This window comes from Thalassobacillus hwangdonensis, assembly GCF_042675915.1.
Lineage (GTDB): Bacteria > Bacillota > Bacilli > Bacillales > Halobacillaceae > Thalassobacillus_A > Thalassobacillus_A hwangdonensis.
In genome coordinates this window covers 524,636-543,189 of the sequence record NZ_JBHTKL010000005.1, presented here as the reverse complement: position 1 = coordinate 543,189, position 18,554 = coordinate 524,636, and the positions used below count along the sequence as shown (strand labels likewise).

20 protein-coding genes and 1 pseudogene are annotated in these 18,554 nt (G+C 44.4%); 5 read left to right on the top strand and 16 right to left on the bottom strand.

The window, feature by feature from the left end:
• Positions 1-79 precede the first annotated feature (79 nt).
• The 11 genes from ACFQ2J_RS12250 to ACFQ2J_RS12200 all read right to left on the bottom strand — a co-directional run bounded on the left by ACFQ2J_RS12250 (position 80) and on the right by ACFQ2J_RS12200 (position 8,513).
• Positions 80-277 carry a DUF2188 domain-containing protein gene (locus ACFQ2J_RS12250; protein WP_386060693.1) on the bottom strand — a complete coding sequence of 66 codons (198 nt, stop codon included), beginning with the start codon at positions 275-277 and terminating at the stop codon, positions 80-82.
• A 299-nt stretch (positions 278-576) separates the two neighbouring features.
• Positions 577-1,986 carry a polysaccharide deacetylase family protein gene (locus tag ACFQ2J_RS12245; RefSeq protein WP_386060690.1) on the bottom strand — a complete coding sequence of 470 codons (1,410 nt, stop codon included), beginning with the start codon at positions 1,984-1,986 and terminating at the stop codon, positions 577-579.
• Between the two features lie 82 nt (positions 1,987-2,068).
• Positions 2,069-2,905 (bottom strand): tryptophan 2,3-dioxygenase, encoded by an 837-nt coding sequence (gene kynA / locus ACFQ2J_RS12240; RefSeq protein WP_386060687.1) that lies wholly within the window; start codon positions 2,903-2,905, stop codon positions 2,069-2,071.
• Between the two features lie 146 nt (positions 2,906-3,051).
• Positions 3,052-3,750 (bottom strand): ribose 5-phosphate isomerase A, encoded by a 699-nt coding sequence (rpiA, locus tag ACFQ2J_RS12235; RefSeq protein WP_386060684.1) that lies wholly within the window; start codon positions 3,748-3,750, stop codon positions 3,052-3,054.
• A 99-nt stretch (positions 3,751-3,849) separates the two neighbouring features.
• Positions 3,850-4,482 carry a response regulator gene (locus ACFQ2J_RS12230; protein ID WP_386062489.1) on the bottom strand — a complete coding sequence of 211 codons (633 nt, stop codon included), beginning with the start codon at positions 4,480-4,482 and terminating at the stop codon, positions 3,850-3,852.
• Positions 4,475-5,521 (bottom strand): sensor histidine kinase, encoded by a 1,047-nt coding sequence (locus tag ACFQ2J_RS12225; RefSeq protein ID WP_386060681.1) that lies wholly within the window; start codon positions 5,519-5,521, stop codon positions 4,475-4,477. The genes ACFQ2J_RS12230 and ACFQ2J_RS12225 overlap by 8 nt, the downstream gene beginning before the upstream one ends.
• Positions 5,518-6,243, bottom strand: a complete 726-nt coding sequence (gene liaF, locus ACFQ2J_RS12220) for a cell wall-active antibiotics response protein LiaF (RefSeq protein WP_386060679.1) — start codon at positions 6,241-6,243, stop codon at positions 5,518-5,520. Before liaF ends, ACFQ2J_RS12225 begins: the two co-directional genes overlap by 4 nt.
• Before the next feature lie 109 nt (positions 6,244-6,352).
• Positions 6,353-6,994: a PspA/IM30 family protein gene (locus ACFQ2J_RS12215; RefSeq protein WP_386060676.1), complete on the bottom strand. Its 642-nt coding sequence runs from the start codon at positions 6,992-6,994 to the stop codon at positions 6,353-6,355.
• Between the two features lie 19 nt (positions 6,995-7,013).
• On the bottom strand, positions 7,014-7,367 hold the full coding sequence (locus ACFQ2J_RS12210; protein WP_386060673.1) for a lmo0954 family membrane protein: 354 nt from the start codon (positions 7,365-7,367) through the stop codon (positions 7,014-7,016).
• A gap of 302 nt (positions 7,368-7,669) precedes the next feature.
• A complete protein-coding gene (locus tag ACFQ2J_RS12205) occupies positions 7,670-8,110 on the bottom strand; it encodes a DUF6376 family protein (protein WP_386060671.1) in 441 nt (146 codons plus the stop codon).
• A gap of 16 nt (positions 8,111-8,126) precedes the next feature.
• On the bottom strand, positions 8,127-8,513 hold the full coding sequence (locus ACFQ2J_RS12200; RefSeq protein WP_386060668.1) for a VOC family protein: 387 nt from the start codon (positions 8,511-8,513) through the stop codon (positions 8,127-8,129).
• Between the two features lie 148 nt (positions 8,514-8,661).
• Here ACFQ2J_RS12200 and ACFQ2J_RS12195 point away from each other — a divergent pair, with 148 nt between their 5' ends.
• Positions 8,662-9,063, top strand: a complete 402-nt coding sequence (locus ACFQ2J_RS12195; protein ID WP_386060665.1) for a hypothetical protein — start codon at positions 8,662-8,664, stop codon at positions 9,061-9,063.
• 7 nt (positions 9,064-9,070) lie between these two features.
• Here the strand turns inward: ACFQ2J_RS12195 and ACFQ2J_RS12190 are convergent, their stop codons facing one another.
• A complete protein-coding gene (locus ACFQ2J_RS12190) occupies positions 9,071-9,925 on the bottom strand; it encodes a LysR family transcriptional regulator (RefSeq protein ID WP_386060662.1) in 855 nt (284 codons plus the stop codon).
• Between the two features lie 105 nt (positions 9,926-10,030).
• Between ACFQ2J_RS12190 and ACFQ2J_RS12185 the strand changes: the two genes are divergently transcribed.
• Positions 10,031-10,810, top strand: a complete 780-nt coding sequence (locus ACFQ2J_RS12185; protein WP_386060659.1) for a class I SAM-dependent methyltransferase — start codon at positions 10,031-10,033, stop codon at positions 10,808-10,810.
• A gap of 4 nt (positions 10,811-10,814) precedes the next feature.
• Entirely contained in the window at positions 10,815-12,017 is a 1,203-nt protein-coding gene (locus ACFQ2J_RS12180) for an MFS transporter (RefSeq protein ID WP_386060656.1), read from the top strand.
• Positions 12,018-12,019: 2 nt separating this feature from the next.
• Here the strand turns inward: ACFQ2J_RS12180 and ACFQ2J_RS12175 are convergent.
• Together ACFQ2J_RS12175 and ACFQ2J_RS12170 are read right to left on the bottom strand one after the other, a co-directional pair.
• A pseudogene (locus ACFQ2J_RS12175) lies at positions 12,020-13,069 on the bottom strand (PQQ-dependent sugar dehydrogenase).
• A gap of 123 nt (positions 13,070-13,192) precedes the next feature.
• On the bottom strand, positions 13,193-13,789 hold the full coding sequence (locus ACFQ2J_RS12170; RefSeq protein WP_386060655.1) for a biotin transporter BioY: 597 nt from the start codon (positions 13,787-13,789) through the stop codon (positions 13,193-13,195).
• Between the two features lie 237 nt (positions 13,790-14,026).
• On the opposite strand from ACFQ2J_RS12170, the gene ACFQ2J_RS12165 reads away from it, so the two are divergent.
• Positions 14,027-14,677: a methanogen output domain 1-containing protein gene (locus ACFQ2J_RS12165; RefSeq protein WP_386060653.1), complete on the top strand. Its 651-nt coding sequence runs from the start codon at positions 14,027-14,029 to the stop codon at positions 14,675-14,677.
• A 60-nt stretch (positions 14,678-14,737) separates the two neighbouring features.
• Here the strand turns inward: ACFQ2J_RS12165 and ACFQ2J_RS12160 are convergent, their stop codons facing one another.
• Positions 14,738-15,976, bottom strand: a complete 1,239-nt coding sequence (locus ACFQ2J_RS12160; RefSeq protein ID WP_386062486.1) for an L-lactate MFS transporter — start codon at positions 15,974-15,976, stop codon at positions 14,738-14,740.
• A 183-nt stretch (positions 15,977-16,159) separates the two neighbouring features.
• Between ACFQ2J_RS12160 and ACFQ2J_RS12155 the strand changes: the two genes are divergently transcribed.
• Complete coding sequence (locus ACFQ2J_RS12155; protein ID WP_386060651.1) at positions 16,160-17,602, top strand: HsdM family class I SAM-dependent methyltransferase; 1,443 nt, start codon at positions 16,160-16,162, stop codon at positions 17,600-17,602.
• Between the two features lie 43 nt (positions 17,603-17,645).
• On the opposite strand, the gene ACFQ2J_RS12150 is transcribed toward ACFQ2J_RS12155, so the two are convergent.
• Positions 17,646-18,554 carry a type II secretion system F family protein gene (locus ACFQ2J_RS12150; protein WP_386060649.1) on the bottom strand — a complete coding sequence of 303 codons (909 nt, stop codon included), beginning with the start codon at positions 18,552-18,554 and terminating at the stop codon, positions 17,646-17,648.

The following is an 18,554-nucleotide window of genomic DNA, read 5'->3' as shown; positions in this document are numbered from 1 at the left end:
TGCAATTGGCAGTATAAAAGCCTGCAACCTTTGAATGCTCAAATGATTGCAGGCTTCTAATTCACATTATTTGAATCAATTAAAATGTCATTTCTTCTTCGACCTCATGTTTACCATTCATGATCGTCAGCTTGCTCGGCTTGTTTTTCTCGGCTAATTCTTTCGCTACCTGAACGGCCGAATCTCTGTCTTCGTGGACGTCTGTCGGTGCCACATCCTCCATTTTCACAAGCCATCCTGTTACATCTTTATTAGGTACTACTGTATACGTCTTCATTGCTACATCTCCTTCATGATCATTTATAAAGGGTGTTCCCATGTAGCTTTTCTCCTAAACATTATGCTCTGGAAAGGGTCGGCTGGGAAACTACTCGCTTTCCTGTGGGGGAGCTGGCGAGCCTCCTCGGTCGTTTCACTCCCTGTGGGGTCTCGCCTAGACCCTTCTCCCACGGGAGTCTCGCAGTTTCCCAGCCATCCTATATATGTTTAGTGAACTCCCTTTTAAATAAGAATTAACAGAGCCATTCATTAAAAAAAGCAGGTACAGCGTCTTTGCCATACCTGCCTTTAATCCGTTTATCGACCGTTGATCACTTGTCCCTCGAATTCACTGATATTCTTTGAGGTAATCCCCAGCAATTCACTTACAGTTACTAGTTCATAGCCTTCGCTTTGCAATTCCTGAACGAGTAAATCCAACGTTTCAGCAGTTGTCGGGTAGAGGTCATGCATGGTAATGATTGCACCATCTTCCACCTGTTTCATTACCGTACCCACAACAGCCTCTTTCGTTTTCCCCTTCCAATCTTGTACATCAATCGTTTCCCCGATGACCGGGTAAGCGATGTTGGACTGCAGCTGCTGATCATAGTCCCTGTATGGGAAGCGAACTAAATCAGGGCGAGTTCCGGTGAGCTCTTCCACCAGGTCATCCGTTTTTTCCATCTGCCTTTCCACGCTGGTTGGAGATAGATTCGTCAATTGACGGTGGCTCCAAGTGTGGTTACCCACTTCGTGACCTTCTTCAGCCATCTGTTTGACGATGTCAGGATAAAAATGTGCACGTTTTCCAAGCACAAAGAAGGTTGCCTGTTCATCATACTCTTGCAGGGTAGAGAGAATCGATGACGTCACCTTCGGATGTGGACCATCTTCAAAGGTGAGTGCTACTTTTTTGCCGCCTTCTGATTCTTCCATTTCTTTTGGCTGTTCACTTTTTCCGGATACCGTCGTTTCCGCTTCCAGCAAATCAGATTCACCTAAAGCAAGCTTCGGCTGGTCGATGATGCTGTCCTTCAGCCATTCGTCCAATTCATCAAAAGGTATCGGAACCACAAACGACTGCCCGGATGCCTCATTCGTTAAATAGAAGGTGACTCGATCTTCCATCAGCGCAAATTCTTCAAAATTAGCGGTGTAAGGAGCAGTCTTTTCACCTACCCATGCTTCATCCGCTTCCATACGATCTTTCAAATAGTCATTGGTGTAGGATGAAATGAACTGCAGCGCCTCGGACTTGTTTTTGAATACATCATCCAAAGAAAGTTTCGAACCTTTTTTTACGTCATAATTGATGACGGTCGTATTCAACGTACGATCCGATTCACCCATAACCGCTTCTTCATCAAAACGTACGACGAAGAACTTGCCATCTGTCTGCAAAAGTTCGAAGTCGATGTGCAGCTCGTGAACATCATCCTTCTCCCCTTCTTTCTTTACACGGTAGCTTTCCTGCTTGAAAGCTGAAATTCTTTTCTTCACATGGTCGAGCATCGTCTGGTCCACTCTGGAAACCTCTGTAATCGGATAGTGCACAGCTAGATTGAATGCATCATACTCCTCGATGATCGACCCTATTCCTAGTTTTAAAGGTTTTGCTTTATCGGCTTTTTTCGAGTTCTCTTCATCTGCATTTGCAATCATGAAGGAACATGCCGTCAAAAATACTACGACAATTAAAGATATATATAATAAAGTGTTTTTCATAGATTACCCTTCTTTTTGACAGTTCTTGAGCAATCTAATTGTAACATAAATGTAATATAGTGAGCCGAATCTAGTTATATCTTTACAAATTCGTTCTTATGTCCCATAATTCTGGGAAAAATCGGTGGTCCAGCACTTTCTTCAAGTAACCTACACCAGAGGAGCCGCCCGTCCCCATTTTATGACCGATAATTCTCTCGACCGTCTTCATATGACGGAACCGCCATTGCTGCAGCCAATCCTCGATATCGACTAGCTTCTCGGCAAGCTCATAAAGATCCCAGTACTGATCTACATTGAGGTACACTTCGGTCCAGGCTTTTTCGACCGATTCGTCCCCCTGATACGTCACAGTGAAATCACGATTCAATAGCTCCGGGTTGATATCGAAACCGGCGTTGGCAAGCGCTTCGATTGCGGCATCATAGATGCTGGGCGCCTGATAACTTTCCTTTAACATGCTATGAAGTTCCGGATCTTTTTCATAAATTTTAAGGACGTGTGGAGTCTTGTAGCCAAGTGCGAATTCAATCATCCGGTATTGATAGGATTGAAAACCGGACGCCTGACCGAGCTTATCCCTGAACTCAATATACTCCGCCGGGGTCAAAGTGGACAATACATCCCATGCGTGGATGATTTGCGTCTGTATCTTCGAGACCCTCGCAAGCATTTTGAAGGCAGAAGACATCTCCCCTCCACGAATGGCATCAATGGATGCACGAAGTTCATGCAGAATCAGCTTCATCCACAATTCACTTACCTGATGGATGACGATGAATAACATCTCATCGTGGTGACTCGATAACCGATTTTGTGCAGACAGCAATTCATCCAGGTTCAAATATTCCCCATAGGTCATTTTTTCTCTAAAATCTGTATGTACGCGTTCATCACTTTTGGAATCTTTATATGTCATTTGCGACTCTCCTCCTTGAACGTTGGTTTACCATTCCCATTTTAACGTATCTTTTCGAAATTTTCTGCTTTCAGCGCAAAAAAAGGATTCAAGAGGGTGGCCGACAAAGTTGGAATCCCTCTTGAATCCAGGTAATTGTTATTTCCTTATACAGACATGATTTCGACGGGGTAATTGATGAAAAGTCCATTTTCGATTACACCTGGAATGGCGTTGAGATCCTGTTCCGTAGTCATGCCAATGTGATTGAATGTAACATCCAGGATGAGGTTCCCGGCTTCCGTGATGACGGGACCGTCCTTCTCGACTGCCATCCTCAACGCTATGTCATTTACATCCATTTCCATCACTTTCGTTTCAACGAGGTGGACTGCTCTAGGATCAACTTCCACTGGTACAGGGAATTTCGCTCCGAGCTTCTCAACGAATTTACTGCCATCGACAAGAATGTACGCTTTCCCCGAACTTGCCATCACCAGTTTCTCCGCGAACATGGCTCCCCCTCGACCTTTAATGAGGTTGAACTCTGGATCGACTTCATCTGCCCCATCAAAACACCAGTCCGGTCTCGCTGCAGATAGAGAAGCCGTCGGGAGGCCAAGACGTGCGCAGCTCAATGCGACCTCATGCGAAGTTGGAATCGCAGTAATGTTCAATCGTTTTTCTTTTACGACTTTTGCAATCTGTTCGATGGCAAGGAACGACGTCGAACCGGACCCCACTCCAATCGTATCTCCGTCTTTTACTAAAGCAGCCACACGCTTTGCTACCGCTTCTTTTGCCTCTCGGTTTGATATCTCAGATGTCCATTGGGTTTCATTCGCCAAACGATTCTTCCAGCCCATACCTTCACGCTCCTTTATACAGTCTATAACTATCCTTCCCCAAACTGGCTGTATGTTTAACTTTTTCTCCAGAAAAAAGAAGCACCATTACTGATGCTTCTAGCGGGCGAGGTCGTGTTTGAATGCATAGATGACCGCCTGGGTGCGATCCTGGACTTCCAGTTTCCCCAATATGTTGCTGACATGGACCTTCACTGTTTTCAGAGCGATAAAAAGTTTATCGGCAATTTCCTGGTTCGTCTTTCCTTCTGTAATCAGAAGTAGAATCTCCATTTCCCTTTCTGTCAGTTGCTCATGCAATGGTGATTCGGGACGGTGACGCATTTTAGTCATGATCTTCCCGGTCACTTCAGGTTCCAGTACGGACTGCCCCTGGTGGGTGGCTCGTATCGCTTTGGCGATCTCCTCCGCCTTGGAGGTTTTAAGCATGTAGCTGGTTGCTCCAGCTTCAAGTGCAGGGTAGACTTTTTCATCATCTAAAAAACTGGTTACAATGATGATCTTCGCTTCCGGCCATTGATCAATAATCTGTTTCGTCGCTTCGATTCCGTCCATTTCTTTCATGACCAGATCCATCAGAATGATATCCGGTTTATGTTCAAGCGCTAAGGTTACTGCAACCCCACCGTCATCCGCCTCTGCAATGACCTCGATATCTGCCTGAGCGGATAAATAAGAAGAAACACCTATTCGCACCATTTCATGATCGTCCGCAAACAATACTCTAATCACCATTCTCCACCTCCCGGATAATATGTGGTACTTTCACTTCAAGCCTTGTCCCCTGGTTTTTCAAACTTACCACTTTCAAAGCACCGCCGATTTCCACTGCTCGTTCCTTCATATTCTGCAAGCCATAGGAACTCGTTTTAGCTTCCTGCACATCGAAACCTATACCATCATCGATAACTCGAAGAATGATCATTTCGTCCCTCTCGATCAGCATGACATGAAGGTGGTCGGCTTTGGCATGGCGAAGTGTATTGGAAACAGATTCCTGCAGGATGCGGAACAGCTGATCTTCCATTCCTTTTTCCAATTCAAGCTTTTCCACTTTCCAATCGATTTCCATTGGAACTTTCTGAGTCAGTTCATGCAGCAGTTCTTCCACCCCTTCATGAAGGGTTTTCCCTTTTAATGCTACCGGGCGCAAATGCAGGAGAAGTGCACGCATTTCCAACTGCGATTGATGAATCATATGCTCGACCATCCTCATCTGCTTTGCAGTTGAAGGGTCCTCTGGAGGATGAACATCATTGATGGCAGACATCATCATCGAAGCTGCAAACAATTGCTGACTGACTGAATCATGCAAATCCCTCGCCAATCTGTTCCGCTCCTGAGCTACTACTTCCTGGAGACTTTTCTCACGCTCTGTCGCCCGCTCTGTTGCGAGCTTTTGAGAGAGTAAAGTCTGTTCTTTCATTTTCGCTTCCAATTCATCCATCAGTTGCTGAATTCCATCAAGTTCTGCTTCAGGCGTTTCCCCTTCCAAAGTACGCTTCTGCCCTTTGACAAGGGCGGATAATTGGGTTTCAACGCGGCGTAGCAATCCTTTCAGAAACAGCCCGTAGCTTAATCCACCTATTATTCCTATACAGGCCGGTATCAATAATAAAATTGCCCAGTAAGGAAAATCGAATACTTGCTGTTCCAACACCAAAGTCCAATCGATACGCGGGAACGCAAGGTAGGTGGCAGCACCCAGAATAATGACAACGAAAGTGCTGAGAAGTATGCTGATCATCACTTGCCGGAGGATCATTCTCATATCCGCTTCACCTCCAGGTTCCCTGAAATCAGAGAGGTGGTGATCGTGACACGACTGGCAGCAACACCATAACCCTCGGTTTGATATGCAACCTGTTGGCCGAGCAACTTAGTATGGTGCTTCCCTAAAATTTCAGAACGCCCAAGTACTGCACTATGATGGATGCTCACTTCCATATCATAAGGAACATGGATGACGATGTTTCCTACCATTTGCCGGATGGAAATGACGGAAACTCCTTTAGGAAGTACTGTATTACTGAGGTCGATGACACGATCTCCGATGCCACCATGGATATGGATATCTCTCCACTCATAAGCGGTGTCGGATGTTTTTTCATCTCCAAAAAGTTTATGTCGGAACAATGGTTCGACCTCATATAACTCTTCCATGAACGGTTCTTCAGTGAAAGAAGGTTCAGTTCGGGAAGGCTGGGATTTCGACCTGGAATAATAAACGAGCAGCATGATTCCAAAAACGAGGACCAAAAATCGGACCGCCATCGTGTTGATGATGGTGAGGATCAATATGACCAGTCCGACCCAGAAAACGACCTTCCCCCATGACCTTGCATAACGCTTCCACCCGACATAGGTCATCAAGCCGAAGAAAACGAATGAAAATATCAATCCACTATCAAAAAAAGTAACCTCTGCTACGAATAGGATCACTCCGATAATGATGATCCAATTCATCGTGTCTGTATCCATGCGCTTAAACACAGAGCGATCCCTCCTTAAGTAAACGTTATGTTACCTTCTTCAAGTCTATCAGTAAAGCAGCGTTTCAGGAATAGCATAAGGATGCCCCATGAGAGACATCCTCCGCTACTTAATTCGCCATACCTTTTTCCTGTTCCTGCATCTCTTTTTCCAGACGTGCAATTTTACTATCGAAGGTATGGTGGTAATACGCTCGATTCACTTTCTGTTCCACCTCATCCATATAGCGATCCAGATCAGCAAAGCGGGAGTAGGAGTTTTCACCGTTTTCTTCGATGACGCGATTCATCTGGTGATGTGCCCGAGCGACGTTCTCCCTGCCCATCAATTCCATCCGCTTCACTTGCATATCCTTTAATTTGTGCTTCATTGTTTCGTACTTCTGCTCCAAGTCATCCAATTGGCGGATTGCATCTTCTCTTGATGCTAGCAGTCGTTCTGCACGATTTTCATATTCGCGCTGTTCATTGAGGGCAAATTCGTACATGGATGTCTCTCCAGCCTTTTGAGCAATTTCTGCCTGACGGGCCCTCTTTTCAGCTAAGCGCCTGGCCTGCTCATATTCGCGGATGAATTCTTCCTTCAGGCGATGCTGGCGTTCAACCAGCTTCCTTACTTTTTCCGTTTCCTGCTCACTCTGACGCAGGTAATGGTTCAATGCTGCCATTGGATTCTTTTGTTCCTTTTCATCCAAAAGACCATGGATATCTGCCGAAATCGAATCTTTAATTCTTGTCAAAAGGTTTCCCATAAGTATCGCTCCTTATTTTTTAGTTGTTCATTTCTGCCCATTGCTTTTCAAAATTTGTGAAGGGGTCGTCACTTTTTTTCATGACATCCACTTCCTCATCGTCATTCTCTTTCCATTTCTGAATGATGACATAGAGCACATATGCTGCAGCCACACCGATCAGCGAGTAGATATTCGATACGGAAATACTCAGGATGATCAACCCGATGATCGTCCAGAGGATTTTCTTCCCTGTTGAGTCGCTCTTCACAAACTTCTTGAAAACGATATACAGCAACCAGGCGCTGACAGCTAGTAATATCATCGGACCAAGGTTTGCGAGCAGGATGATTAGGGCAACCAATCCTCCTAGGAAAAGTAAGAATTTTTTCATCTTCACTGCCTCCTTTCGTTTATCTTGACTCTATCGTATCCTGTCAGGAGATTTTGGATAATGAGCCTGAGCTATATTTTGGAATAGGACCAGAGGCGTATAAGGACTAAGCCAGAACAAATGCGCAGGCGCCTTGCTCACCCCCGACAAGCTTAAGACAAGCCTCGTCGTGACGGTCTTTGTCACAAAGAGGATTGACTTAAGACCTCGAGGGGGTAGGCGCTGGAGCTGGATGATCCCCACCTCCTGGATCAATGAAAAAAAGAGGCTTGCGCCTTGTGAGCGCTAAGCCTCTTTCCTGATCATAACCCTAAGTTTTCCAATGTACCTTTCAGTTGCTGGAATTCCTGCAATGCTTGCATCAGCTCTGAATTTTCCAGAAATGACGGATCAATCACGCCATTTTCAATTGCCTGCAAGCCTTGGTTGATTCCATCTTTCATCTCTGCACTGTACTCCTCTACACGCTGATGGAGATCTTCCGCTAGTTGAGGGGCATCCAAATTCTCGACTGCTTCCACTTCCGCTTTCATTTCTTCCAGCCTTGTTTTCAATTCCTGGGCAGCCTCGGAATCATTCGCAGCCTGTTCTACCATTTGTGGCGCCTCATCTGCAAACTGCTCCGTCTCGTTGATAAACGCTGTCATTTCTTCCGTGTAATCAAGCGTAGAGTTCGCTTCTTCCAGGATGCCACATCCAGCCAACGGCAGTACTACCACAATTAATAGTAAGAGTTTCTTCATCGGTCGTTCCTCCAAATCAGTTTTCATTCATGGGAGCATTCAATTCAACCGTATGACCGGCAGGATCGCAGCAGAAAATCTGCGCGAAGCCACTTCGACTTTCGGGCTTCGCTTTCATTTCTATGCCATGTTCCTTTAACCACTGAACCGCCCCTTGATAGCTATCCACTCTCAAAGCTAGATGGTTGCCTCTTGTATCAAACTCACGGGATTCGTTAAATGTAAAGTGCGGATCTTCTATTAAATGGATTTGCTGGCTTTCCCCAACCTGCAACCATGCTCCTGAAAAATCAAATGCTGGTCGTTCCATTTCTTTCAGTCCCAAAACCTGTGTATAAAAACGTCTGGAAGCATCAAGGTCGTTGGTTTTCAAACTGACATGATGAATCGCTTCAATATTCAATATACGTCATTCCTTTCGCCTTGAGAATACCATTTCCCTATCCCTTTCACTAGTTATTTGACTGATAGAGTCGAGGCATTTTCTTTTCTTAATGCATTCTTATATAATAGAGAAACTGAAGTTATTTACTGTTATAGGGGGAAGAATGATGGATCGTACACGCTTTTTACTCCGCACTTCTGCCATCTACGCGCTGATCGGAGCCTTCATCGGATCACACATGGCTGGTGCCGGTGGATATGAGTTCCGAGCAGTCCATGCACATATTCTCGTAGTTGGCTGGTTATCATTATTTGCTTTCGCCATGTACTACCGGGTGTTCCGGATCCCGAAAGATTCGAAACTCGCAACCTTCCACGTCTATACTGCATTCTTCGGGTCACTGGGATTGACCGCTGGGATGTGGCTCTATTATGTGAAACCTATCGAAGGGATGGATACGTTCAACCTGATTTTCTTCATCGGCGGTGGTTCCATTCTTATGATCTGTTTCGTGCTATTTGCCATTATGGCTTTTGTACATGGAAAGTATATTCAGGAACAAGGTTGAAGCAGCTTCAACCTTGTTTTTTTATGTGCTTTTCCAATAGCTGCTGAAACGCACGCACCTGTGGGAGTTCTTCTGCTTGTTTGGTAAGACAGATCCATGTATCCCTCGTCAAAGTGCTTCCACCCAACTTTAAAGGAGTGATGTCAAAGTCATTCTTGTCTAAATCTTTTATTGCCAGCTCAGGGAGTACGGCCATCCCCACCCCACACGTCATCATTTGTTTGCAAATCTCAATTTGATCGACTTTGATGGTTTGATCAGGAGTGAAATCATGGTGTTCCAGGAACCATTCTTTCACCATGCTGTGGAAGGTATGATCACTTTTAAATTCAATCAGCACGTTTTTTCCCATGCTTTCTTTTTTGGCAATGAGATATAATCGATCTGAAAAAAGATGGCGCTCCGGTTGTTGCTTTGGTTGCTTCCCTCTAATGATAGACAGATGATAATCACTCATCGTTTCTTCGATATGACTGCTCAAGCCTGTAACAAGATTGATTTTGACCTTAGGATATTGTTCCATATAGTCTCTAAGCACTTCCGGCAGCAGGTATTGGCCGACCACCGATGATATCCCCAGCGACAAACTGCCCCTCACCTCATCGGAAATGGAGGAAATCTCCTGGATCAAATCATTCTCTTTCTGTAAAACCTCTTCTGCAAACTGGATGATCTTTTCACCAATAGGTGTAAGAATCAGAGACTTATAGGTTCTCAGGAAAATCTTCTCCCCCCAGCTTTCTTCCAACTGCTTCAGTCTCTGACTCACGGCCGGTTGGGAAATATATAACCGCTGGGATGCTTCTCTGATGGTTCCCGCCTGCTTCAACGTCACTAAAAGTTTATAATCATCAATCTTCATACTCTACCTCCTTTTCATAAGAAATACTTATATAATTGTATCATTTATATATATTTCTCTTATCCATTTCCATTATATATAATTTAATGGAAGGGAGGAATTACCTTGCCAATCGACTTTCACAATGAAGCTAATCGCTACAGTTATTCTGGGAGAAGCGTTGATCCAAGCTGGGTGGACCTTTTTCAAAAACTTGTCGACACCTATCACATCGAATATCCGATTGATATCGGCTGCGGAGGCGGTATTTATAGTCGAGTGCTCGCTTCCATAGGAACGATACGAGTACTTGGTTTGGACCAATCTGCACCTATCATAAATACGGCGAAGCAGCATTCAGATGATCCAAGACTATCATTCCAGCAAGGGGATGCGTTGTGTACAGGGCTACCCTCATCAAGCCATGATATGGTTCTCCAACGTGCCTTGGTTCACCACATCAACAACCTTGAAGCCTGTGTAAAAGAGGCAAATCGTTTACTCAACACAGAGGGAATATATGTGATTCAAGACCGGACACCTGAAGATTGTTTCCTTCCTGGTAGTTCTCAGCATATTCGAGGCTATTTCTTTGAAAAGTACCCTCAATTAAAAAAGCTTGAGAAACAAAGAAGACACACCAGTCAGAAAGTGAAACACACTTTGGAGGAAAACGGATTCCTACTTCTCAAGGAGCATAAGTTTTGGGAAGTGAGAAGGAACTATGAAAACAAAGTCGAATGGAAAGAAGAACTGTTATCGAGAAAAGGAAGGTCTATTTTGCATGAACTGAAGGAAGATGAACTGCTTGTATTGGAAGACATGATCTCCCCTCACCTTCCTGAATCCACTCCAATCGTCGAAAAGGATCGATGGACGATTTGGATCAGTCAAAAGAGGAGTTAACTGGATGAAACATTCTCTATGGAAATTATACGGCGCCTACTTCTTTTCGGAAAGCGGGCGGGGGATTTACTTTGTTTCGGTAACATGGCTGTTGTATTTGATTACAGAAGACCCCCTTTACACCGGGCTATTGGTCAGTCTTGGCTTCATACCAGGAATGGCACTCAATCTGTTCCTTGGTGTATGGGTCGATCGGTCTGATCGGAAAAAGCTTGCGGTACTGGCGAACGGGGTTTCATTTTTTATCTTGATGGTTTTAACAGGAGCGTTTGCTTTTGACCAGATTCAGCCTTGGATCATTCTCCTCACCCATATGTTCATACAGCTGGCGGGAAGTTTGATGCGTCCTGCCATTCAAGCGTTTGTTGCAGAAATTACGCCTGAAGCTCTGCTCCCTAAAGTATTCTCTCAATCTGGGGCGGCAGGGATTGTTGGTGGACTGACTGGTGCTGCGTTAGGTGGATTGCTTTTGGCTGAAACTGGAGGTTTGGCTGCACTCTTAGGAAGCGTACTTTGCTATGGCGTAGCTGCTGGACTGCTATCGATGATCCCCAGCAAAGACACATGGAAAACGACAAGCAAAACGACAGGTACGGTACTTCAGGAGCTTGCGGGTGGCTTTCACTATATGCGACAGCACGAGTTATTGCTTCGCCTGTTTTCCATCATGTTCACTGGGCAATTGGTGTTCCACTCCAGCATCGCTTTTTTGTCGGTCTATACGATTGAACATCTTGAACGCAGTGCGACAACCTATGGACTATTAGACGCTACACTTTCATTAGGAGGCGTCATTGCTGGAATACTTGGAGCATGGTGGTGGAAGAAAACGAAGCAATACGTAGCATTGGCTTCTTTGATGGTCATGGCTATCGGTCTGTTCCAAGTAGCTTTCTCGTCTTTCATTTTAGTTTCTTTTGCAGGCGTCATGTTGATCGGTCTTGGCACAACCTGGGTAAGAATCATGCTGCAATCAATTCAGCAGATGGCCACGGAAAAAGAATATCACGGTCGGATGGCCAGCTATCGGATGATGTTCAATCAGACTTCGGTGGTGATCAGTGGACCGATTCTCGGTTGGGCTGCATCAGAGTTCGGGGTCACTTCTGTCTATCTATTGCTTCTACTTCCTACGCTATTCGGTATGATAGCTGCATGGAACTTAAGAAAACGTCAGGCATACGGCCACGTAGTAAAAAGTGCCTGATTTCAATCCGTCTGATCGACCTTGATCAGGCGGTCATCTGTTTCGATCGGATTTCCTCTTCCATCCGTGTTATTCGTAATAAAAAACAACGCTCCATCAATCACTTCCGTATCCCTTATCCTGCCATAGGCATCGGTGATGACATCCGTTCTCAGATCATCGGTATCCAGTGCACGTAATGCAGTTCCACGTAGCGTAGCAATCACAAGGGTGTTTGCTTGAAATGCAATTCCTGACGGAGCCCAGGTCGTTTTTCCGGTGTGGAAAAATGGAGTCTCCATGCCTTCTTTCTGTTGGTCACCTTTGATTTCCGGTCAGCCATAGTTATTGCCAGGTTCGATGATATTGATTTCATCATGAGCATCAGGGCCATGCTCAGATGCAAATAATGTTCCATCCTCTCTCCAGGCCAATCCTTGTGGGTTTCGGTGGCCATAGGAATAGACATAGGAACCTTCAAAAGGATTGTCTGAAGGAATTGTACCATCAAGATTCATCCGCAGAATCTTACCAGCCAGATTCCCTTTATCCTGAGCTGTGCGCTCAACCAGCCCATCTCCTGTAGTAATATAAAGCTTATTATCCGGTCCTATTTCCACTCTGCCCCCATTGTGAAAGTTTGCACCAGGGATCTGTTCCAATAGCACCTGTTCTTCCATCCATCCCCCATCAGCGCGCTGAATGACGATGAGACGATTGTAAATCTCTCCGTTCTCTTTGTACGTATGATAAGTGTACGCTTTCCCACTCTCAGGGAAGTCAGGAAAAAGCTTCAATCCGAGTAAACCTCCCTCCCCGATTTGAGTGATCGCTCTATTTGTCACAACTTTCTCTCGGATCACTTCCTGCCCATCAAAGCTTACGATGGTTCCACCCCGTTCAGATATTAAAAAAGTGTCTTCAGTCTTTTCTATATCCCAGGGCGACTGAAGGTTTTCAATCAAGGTTTCATCAAGTCGGTCAGTAGCAGCAGGACTGATCTCATGTTTTTCTTCATCGGAACAAGCAGTAAAGATAAGGGTCAATAGAAGTAACACCCAAATTCTTTTCATTCTCGCGCCTCCTTTAGTTGACCTCATTTTACCTGCTTATAGCCGTAGATCCAAATTTTTCAAATGAAAAAAACGTGGATCCTAACAGATCCACGCTCGTGCGACTGTCTTATTCGATTATGATCAGGCAGCTTCCTGAGATTTACGTAATGGGGTGCGGTGTAACACTGATTTTTCCAGTCGATGGGCAAATAGACCAGCAACGACAGCGAGAACGAGATCTTTTACAAGGAATAACGCCATCCATCCCCATACGATTCCATAAGAGAATTGTTCAGGTATATCGAGCCATAACTGGTAAGCGAAGTACATCCAGTTCGTACCTACCAGATAATTGATCGCCAACCCTACAAGTGCGGCTGTAATGTACATTGGTAGAGAACGTTTCATTTCCACCAATTTCCCTGCCACATATGCCAGCATTATATATGACACGATAAATCCGAATGTAGGTGCAACAATCATTGATGGTCCTCCGCCGAATTGAGCGAATATCGGTGCACCTACAAGTCCAAGCAGCATGTAAACAAGCAACGAAAATGCACCTAAACGACTTCCCAGTACTACTCCGGCGAGGATAGCGATGAATGTCTGAAGTGTCAGCGGCACCCCTCCAACCGATAAGAATGGAGCCCATGCTGTAATATTCGCTCCAATAGCCATCAAAGCTACGAACATTGCACCGATGGTAAGATCATAAGCAGTCATTTTTTTCTTCATATCAACGTTCCTCCTGTCTATTAACTAATTCTAAGATAGCTAACGGCAAACACATTGTCAACCTAATTTTATTTACGTTAACATTATAAGGTGATAGGTTATATTTTTCTATAAAAGTAGATTAACCCTCTGTTATATCGGGAAAGGGATAACCAACTTAACCATTGTAATTATTTGGAACGAACTTATTAACTGACTGACAAGATTCTGAACATCATAGAAAGGTGGTGGACACCCTTGACCCTCCCTGAACACAGACTGGATAGCACTGTTTTTTTATCTAAATTGATCACTCAATATGCAAGGTTGCACGAAAAGACAGCTGGTCCTGTAGCCAAAGAATATATCAGACAACTCGGGATCAGGACCGGAGAATGGATCGAGGGATTTTATGAACAGGACATTCCGGAACCATGGTCCTTGAATGACTATGTTGATGTAATCATTGACTTGAAGAATTCGATCGGCGGACATTTCGAAGTATCGGAGGTCCATCCTGATCATGTCGTCGTAAAAGCAGGCAGATGTCCATTCGGTGACGCTGTCAAAGACGCCCCTCATTTATGTATGATGACCTCCAGTGTATTCGGTGGTATTGGCGCCAGAAAGTTCGGCTATGCCAAAGTGAATTTGAGAAAGCGAATTGCTTTAGAAGATGATGGATGCGAAGTGGCTATCTACTTTGAACCCACGGATAAAGAAGAAGGAGAAGTATATAAAGACTTGCCCATCACTCCGAAGCAAGGAAACCCTTTCAGCTGGGAAGAGGATGCCATCGTCATGTTGAATGAAGAACTGCATAGAAGCGATAAGATGATCGAGCAACTGTTAGGAGAACTTGAATCCCTCCGTAATGAAGTCGACCAACTGAAAGAGAAGAACAGATGAGCGAATGCATAGAGAAAGACCGGCAACCATGCCGGTCTTTTTTTATTGACTATAATTGCTTCAGCTGGCTTTTTCATCCGACATTGCCTGTCTTTTCTTCCTGATGTCTACTTTGGTCAAAATGGAGACGACAAGGGCAAGGACGAACAGTCCCGCAAAAAATATCAGGCTTGTCTCGTAACTGCCAGTCGTGTCTTTCATGAACGCTGCGAATTGCGGTCCAACTAAACCAGCGGCGGCCCAGGCAGTAAGAATATACCCATGAATCGCTCCCAGCTCCTTCGTACCGAACAAATCTCCTATGAAGGCAGGCACCGTAGAAAAGCCACCTCCGTAGCAGGTATAAATGATTGCCAGGAAAATGATGAATAGTGGCGCTGCGGTCGTCCATGGCAGCAGTACGAACAAGGCGATCTGCAATAAGAAGAAGATCATATAGGTGTTGGCTCTCCCGATATAATCAGAGGCAGAAGCCCACGCTATCCGACCCGCACCATTGAAAATCCCCATTACCCCTACTAAAAGAGCGGCATTCCCAGGACTTATACCGACACTCTCTTCAGCCAATGGTTTGGCTGCAGATATGACTGCAATCCCACAGGTCACATTGATGAAAAGCATAACCCACAAATAATAGAAACGTTTTGTTTTCAAGGATTCCTTAGCACGCATATTCGCCAGGTCCTTCTTCTCCTGCTTCTTCTCTTTCTCTTCATACCCATCCGGCTTCCAGTCCTTCGGAGGCTTGGCTATATAGAGGGAAGATAGAATCATGACAGAAAAGTAAGCGATCCCCAGCGCATAGAATGTCATCGCTAAACCTACCGATCCGATCAGAAAGTCCATTACAGGACTTGCGATCGCCGCTGCAAATCCGAACCCCATGATGGCCATTCCAGTAGCAAGTCCCCTTCGATCCGGAAACCATTTGACGAGTGTCGATACAGGAGCGATATACCCCACCCCAAGACCGATTCCGCCTAATACACCGTAAAAGAAATATAAAAGCCACAACGACTCCAATTGAATGGCAAATCCGGAACCGAACACGCCTATCCCGAAGAATATCGCTGCTGTTATTCCCGCTACTCTTGGACCATACTTCTCAACAAACCATCCCAAAAAGGCAGCAGATAAACCAAGAAACAAGATAGCAAGACTGAACGTGAACTGTACCTGACTGGAACTCCATCCAAACTCTTCACTTAATGGATTCGTGAAATTACTCCACGCATAAACAGATCCAATCGATAAATGGATCCCCACTGCACATAAAGCGATGAGCCACCGGTTTTTCACTTTCCTACTTTTCATAGGTATCCTCCATTCTCAACATACCAATACTAATAGTGTGATATTTTTCCTTTTTTCTAACTTTTCAAACAAAATAGTACAAAAAGATTAATTAGTAGACTAAAGTATCAATACTATAATACTATTATAAATATCTAAAACTATACTTATTACCCAGGAGATGACCTTATGTTTCCAGTAAAACGGTTGAGAGGACAATATGAAACGCCAATACATACCGTTTCCTATATGATTAAAAGGGTGATGGACTTTGTGGATTTCAAACAGGATAACCTTCGGGTCTTGGATCCTGCTGTAGGAGATGGCGTCTTCGTCTCTGAACTTATCCGACAAGGGTGTCCCCCTGCATCCATCCATGCATATGATATCGATCCGAACATGACTCCACAGATTGAAGGCGTCCAATTCAAACATGCGGATTTCTTAAAGGAGAAAAACGGGAATTTCGATGTCATCATCGGAAATCCCCCCTACAAATCAAAACGGCAGAGCGATTACATTAAGAAGAATCAACATTATTTAGAAACGCTCTTTAACCCGATCGGTATTCAAAATATGTATTCAATGTTTGTTTTTCACGCACTGCAGCAGCTAAAGCCGAATGGTGTTCTGTGTATGATCGTCCAGGATTCATTTTTGACGAATGTGTATTATAAGAAGTTCAGGCAATATTTGATCAATGAGGTGAATATAGAAGAAATCACGCTGGCACCGAGGAAATTATTCCATCGCACGAAGGCTGATGTTCGCTCTGCAATCCTTGTCCTGACTAAAAAAGAACCCTCCTCCCCTGCTAAGCTGGTGGACCGACTAAGGAACGAAAATTATGCTGACGTTTCAGAAAACAAAGTGCAGTATCTGGACCAAAACAAGTTTTTTGACCTGCCACGCTATAATTTCGCTATCAATGTGCCGGAAGAATTGTTCCGTTTATTCAGCCCCTCAACGAAGCGCCTTGAACATGTGGTGGATGGAGGAGCAGGTATCTCAACAGGAAATGACAAGCTTTTTCTCAGGCAGTTAAGTGAACTTCCAAAAGATGAACGCTCAGACTGGATCCCCTTTTATAAAAGTGGGGGCTTGAAGGATGGATGGTTCTATCAACCTACTGTGTACATCCATAAAGATTGGGAGAAACAAGCGGAGGAGCATAAGAATTTCCTCGTGCGGAATAAGCAGTTCTATTATCGGGAAGGAATCACCTGTTCTTCGATGGGAGTACCTTTCTCTGCTGCTTATTTACCAAAAGGAGCGCTTTTCGGAGTGAACACGAATCTGTTTGTGGATGGTGAAGAAAAGCTGTATTACATTCTCGGATATTTGAACAGCAATTTGGCTAAATATTTGTTGCGCAAAATATTGAACAGAACAAATATGGTAACGACAGGTTACGTGAAACAACTTCCCTATCTTGAAGGGGATGCAGGTAAGAAATCAGAAGTAGCGAATTTAGCGAGGAACATCGTCCAGTCGAAAAAGGAAAACATCTTTTTTGATTCTGCACCTTTAGAAAAGCAGATCAATCAGCACATTTACGCGATTTATGGAGTTTCAGAGGAAGCTCAGGCCAGTATAGAGGAGTTTTGCGGAGATATGTTCGAGTTGTTATGAAGGAGTAGAGCGTACCTTTCCCCCTCTACTCCCGGATATTTCACTAGAATGCGTCCACAAACTGTATGACTGCTGGTCCAAGCAGTATGATGAATAGACTTGGAAAAATGAAGATAACTAGTGGAAAGAGCATTTTGACCGGTGCTTTCATCGCTTCTTCTTCGGCTTTTTGTTTCCTTGTATCCCTCACTTCATTTGATTGAACTCGAAGCACCTGCACCATCCCTATCCCCAACTTTTCAGCCTGGTTCACACTTCCGATCAACGATCTCACATCTTCATTCAATAATCTGTCTGTAATGCCATTAAGTGCTTGACGACGTGTTTTTCCTAGTCTGATTTCCTCTAAACATCGTCGGAACTCATCTGCCAGTACGCCTTCTTTTTTCGATACGACTTTACTTATTGCACCATCAAAGCCGAGCCCTGCTTCAAGGCTCACCGTCAACAAATCAAGAAAATCGGGCAATTCACGTGTGGAAAGGTAACTCCTGACCTTTGCTTTTTTCTTCAGAATATAATCAGGCAGATAGATCGCTAATAGGAATGATACGATCACGATCAAAAATGCTGCTCCACCAGGCAGCCCTAAAACAAGACTATATCCGAAACCCACGAAGGGTACTACTACGATAAATACGAATTGCAGTATGCGGAACTCAACAGGACCCATTCCAAATGGGTTACCTGCCCGTTGCAGTTTCCTCTCAAGTCGATCTCGTTTTTCATTCGAGATACTAGTCTTAAATGACCGTTTCAATTGAGTAAGCAGGCTGGAAATAATTCTACTTTTTGAAGTCTTCTTACTTTTATCCTCAACGGAAGATTGATGACTTTCTTTTTCGAAGATACTGGAAACCCGCTTATTCACTTTTTGTTTCTTTTCAGCCTTGAATACAACCAATCCATAAATAAGGAGAGAAATGGTAAAGAAGAAAAAAATATAAATCAT

Coding starts and splice junctions, on each gene's coding strand:
- ACFQ2J_RS12250 (WP_386060693.1), bottom strand. CDS start 277: ATGAAGACGTATACAGTAGTACCTAATAAAGATGTAACAGGATGGCTT.
- ACFQ2J_RS12245 (WP_386060690.1), bottom strand. CDS start 1,986: ATGAAAAACACTTTATTATATATATCTTTAATTGTCGTAGTATTTTTG.
- kynA (WP_386060687.1), bottom strand. CDS start 2,905: ATGACATATAAAGATTCCAAAAGTGATGAACGCGTACATACAGATTTT.
- rpiA (WP_386060684.1), bottom strand. CDS start 3,750: ATGGGCTGGAAGAATCGTTTGGCGAATGAAACCCAATGGACATCTGAG.
- ACFQ2J_RS12225 (WP_386060681.1), bottom strand. CDS start 5,521: ATGAGAATGATCCTCCGGCAAGTGATGATCAGCATACTTCTCAGCACT.
- ACFQ2J_RS12215 (WP_386060676.1), bottom strand. CDS start 6,994: ATGGGAAACCTTTTGACAAGAATTAAAGATTCGATTTCGGCAGATATC.
- ACFQ2J_RS12210 (WP_386060673.1), bottom strand. CDS start 7,367: ATGAAAAAATTCTTACTTTTCCTAGGAGGATTGGTTGCCCTAATCATC.
- ACFQ2J_RS12205 (WP_386060671.1), bottom strand. CDS start 8,110: ATGAAGAAACTCTTACTATTAATTGTGGTAGTACTGCCGTTGGCTGGA.
- ACFQ2J_RS12195 (WP_386060665.1), top strand. CDS start 8,662: ATGGATCGTACACGCTTTTTACTCCGCACTTCTGCCATCTACGCGCTG.
- ACFQ2J_RS12190 (WP_386060662.1), bottom strand. CDS start 9,925: ATGAAGATTGATGATTATAAACTTTTAGTGACGTTGAAGCAGGCGGGA.
- ACFQ2J_RS12180 (WP_386060656.1), top strand. CDS start 10,815: ATGAAACATTCTCTATGGAAATTATACGGCGCCTACTTCTTTTCGGAA.
- ACFQ2J_RS12170 (WP_386060655.1), bottom strand. CDS start 13,789: ATGAAGAAAAAAATGACTGCTTATGATCTTACCATCGGTGCAATGTTC.
- ACFQ2J_RS12155 (WP_386060651.1), top strand. CDS start 16,160: ATGTTTCCAGTAAAACGGTTGAGAGGACAATATGAAACGCCAATACAT.
- ACFQ2J_RS12150 (WP_386060649.1), bottom strand. CDS start 18,554: ATGATTTATATTTTTTTCTTCTTTACCATTTCTCTCCTTATTTATGGA.